The sequence below is a fragment of the Patescibacteria group bacterium genome (assembly GCA_018896645.1).
Taxonomy (GTDB): Bacteria; Patescibacteriota; Patescibacteriia; order UBA2591; family JABMQE01; genus JAHIMF01.
This window is the reverse complement of the sequence record JAHIMF010000060.1, coordinates 1-3,170: the sequence shown is the minus strand read 5'-3', so window position 1 is coordinate 3,170 and position 3,170 is coordinate 1. Positions and strand designations below refer to the sequence as shown.

2 protein-coding genes are annotated in these 3,170 nt (G+C 37.8%); both read left to right on the top strand.

What is annotated here, in order from left to right; genetic code table 11:
- The first annotated feature begins 331 nt into the window (after positions 1–331).
- The gene (locus KKD20_04500; protein MBU4332353.1) at positions 332–1,519 is read left to right on the top strand and encodes an FIST C-terminal domain-containing protein; all 1,188 of its coding nucleotides are present in this window, start codon (positions 332–334) and stop codon (positions 1,517–1,519) included.
- Positions 1,520–1,525: 6 nt separating this feature from the next.
- Positions 1,526–3,170 (top strand): PAS domain-containing protein (locus KKD20_04495; GenBank protein ID MBU4332352.1); only part of this gene is annotated, 1,645 nt, incomplete at its 3' end.

Here is a 3,170-nt window from a genome sequence, read left to right as displayed (position 1 = left end):
GGTGGCAAGATTTGGTTTGAGCCAGGAAAAGATAAAGGAACCGTTTTTTATTTTACTCTGCCTTACCATATGATATAATGTTTTTATGAGAAGGTTGCTTATTTTTATCAAATTTAAAATTTAAAATAAAAAGATTATGGAGGATAAATATTTGCCCGAAATACCGCTTGTTGTGGACGTATCCGTTGGTTCTAATTGGAGCCAAATGAGAAAACAGGAATAGTTTTAATAAAAAAAGATTTACAGTATAATAAGATGAGGTTATATTTGATGCTAATGTGCTACATCAAATAAGCTGGTTAAATTAATATTGGCACAATAATGTAATATCATGTCTACTAAAGTAGGTGTCGGGTCTAGCAAAGAGCCAGACCCCAAAAAAGCGGCAAGCGAAGCCGTTAAAATGGCTTTTGAGAAAGCCGGCATAGATAAATGTGATTTTGTTTTTCTCTTTGCCACAATTGGTTATGAGCAAGAAGAGGTGTTAAAAGAGGTGAGAATGCTTACTAACGGTGCGCCATTAAGCGGTTGTTCAGGCGAAGGCGTAATTACCCAAGATGGCCCCAATGAAAAATTATACGGTTTGTCTGTTATGGTTTTAGCTTCAAAAGAAATTAAGTTTTCAAACTATTTAGGCCGAAATTTGAAAGAGAGTTCTGGGTCTGCCGGGGAATCAATAGGAAAAGAAATAAAAAAAGGTAATATTAAAAATACTGTTGCGCTTATTTTGTTGCCAGATGGTCTGACTTGCAACATGAAACAGGTTTTTGCGGGGTTAGAAGGCGTTATTGGAACAGATATACCTTTCATAGGCGGTACGTCAGGAGATAATTGGAAATTTACTAAGACTTATCAATATCATAATGATGAAGTTTTAACAGATGCTATGTCGGCAGTTTTGATTTCAGGAAATGCTAAGGTAGAAGTGGGTGTTAGTCATGGTTGCATTCCGATTGGTTTAGAAAAAGAAATCACCAAAGCTGAGGGGAACCGTATTTATGAGATAGACAACAAGCCGGCTTACGAAGTTTTAACAGAATATTTGGCGCCAGGCGAAGCAAAAGATTTTGGTAAAGCCATGGCTTATTTTGCTATTGGCGAACCAGTGCCGGAAGAAATATCCGATGTGTATGACAAGTATATGGTCCGCGCCTGCATGAGCAGGGACGAAAAGGATAGCTCTGTTACTATTCCAACGGAAATGCCTACCGGAACGAAAATGCAGTTAATGAGAAGAGACGCGGAATCTTTGATTAAAAGAGCCAAAGAAGCCGCAGAGCAGATTAAACAAAAATTAGGTGGCAAGAAGCCAAAATTTGTTCTTCACTTTGATTGCGCGGGCAGAGGCAAGATATTATTCGGTTCTGAGGAAAAAGCGAAAAAACCCGTTGATGCTATGCAGGAAACATTAGGCAAAGATATACCATGGGCTGGACTTTTTACATTTGGCGAAATTTCTCCGGTAAAAAACAAAAATTATCTTCATAATTACACAGCTGTCCTTTGCGTGATTTATTAATTTCCAATGGCTAAAATTGCTAAAGGCAAGACACAAAAAAAGTTTGAGAGAAAAGAAATTTCTGATTTTAAATTTATTGCTGAAAAATTAGACCAGCAAATAAAGCAAGTGGTCAGAACCGAGAAACAGATGTATGATGTCCGCGACCGACTTAATAAAGAAAAATCAGGGCTTGCAAAGTTGCAGTCATTGACGGGCGCGCTACTCTTGACAGGCTTTAACACAAAAGCCATAACAGATTTCATTGTCAATTATCTTATTCGCGAGATGGAATTTGAAAAGTCCTTGTTTTTTGTTTGGGACGGAGGGTTTCCGCGCCTGTTTTCCACGGCTGGCTATAAAGAGCAAGAAATAAAGAAACTGGCGGAGTCTAAGTCCTCTGTTGCTGATAGAATTAATCACTTAATCAAAACCGGCAATTTTTTGTCGGATTTTCGCGATAAGAAAGCACAACGGGCGTTTTCTGAAGATTTTGTAAAAGATTTTGGAGTAGTGTATTTTTTGGCACACTCTTTAAAAGGTAGAGAAGGAAAACCGAATGGATTTCTTTTAGCGGGATATTCAGAAAAGGGAGCTTTGCGTATTTTACCGGAAATTACCGAAGAGGACATTCTTTTGTTTTCCAGACTGATTGATCAACTTGCTTTATTTATTGAAAATTCAAAAATAAGTGAACAGCTTAATAGGACTTTTCAGCAATTGAAAACTGAAGAAGAAAAAATCGTTTCTATTGTTGACAGCTTGACTGAGGGGCTGATTATGGTTGACTCGGATAACAATATAACCTTTTTGAACCCAAAAGTGGAAAAGTTTTTTTTGCTGGAAAGAAGCAATGTACTACATAAAATTATAGATAAAGAAAAAGCAAAAGAAAGTGTGCAGATGGCTAATTTATACAAGGTATTGTCTTTGAATTTGAAAAATAAACAAAGCAAGGAGGTAACGATCGAAGATCCGGTTAAATTGATTTTGAACGTAACGCATATTGATGTTATTGATTCTCGGGGGAAGTTTGTTGGGGCAATGCGGGTATTAGCTAATGTTACTCGCGAGAAGGAGGTTGACAAAATGAAATCAGAATTCATTTCCATTGCCGCCCATCAGTTAAGGACACCCCTTTCTTCCGTAAAATGGACATTGAAAATGCTTTTGGACGGTGATTTAGGCGCTCTCTCTGCGAAACAGCGCGAGTTTACTGAGAAAGGATATAACTCCAACGAAAGAATGATTTATTTAGTTAACGACTTGTTGGATATAAGTCGTATTGAAGAGGGAAAATTTGGCTTTGAATTTTCAAAGAATGATTTTAACGAGTTTATGGAGGGTATTGCGTCTTCTTTTAAACAACAGGCAAAGAAAGGGGGCGTCAATTTAAAATATAAAGTCGCTAATTCTCCGTTGTTTCTGGTATTTGACCCTCAACGTCTAAAAATGGCAGTATCCAATATTCTGGATAACGCAATACGTTATACCACGCCCGGAGGCAAAGTCACAATTTCTGTCGCGACAGACGGAGATTTTATCAAAGTGTCTATAGAGGACACAGGCGCGGGAATTCCAGAAAATCAGCAGAGCAGGGTTTTTAGCAAGTTTTTCAGGGGTGATAATGTTGTCAGAATGCAGACCGAAGGAACAGGATTAGGTCTTTATT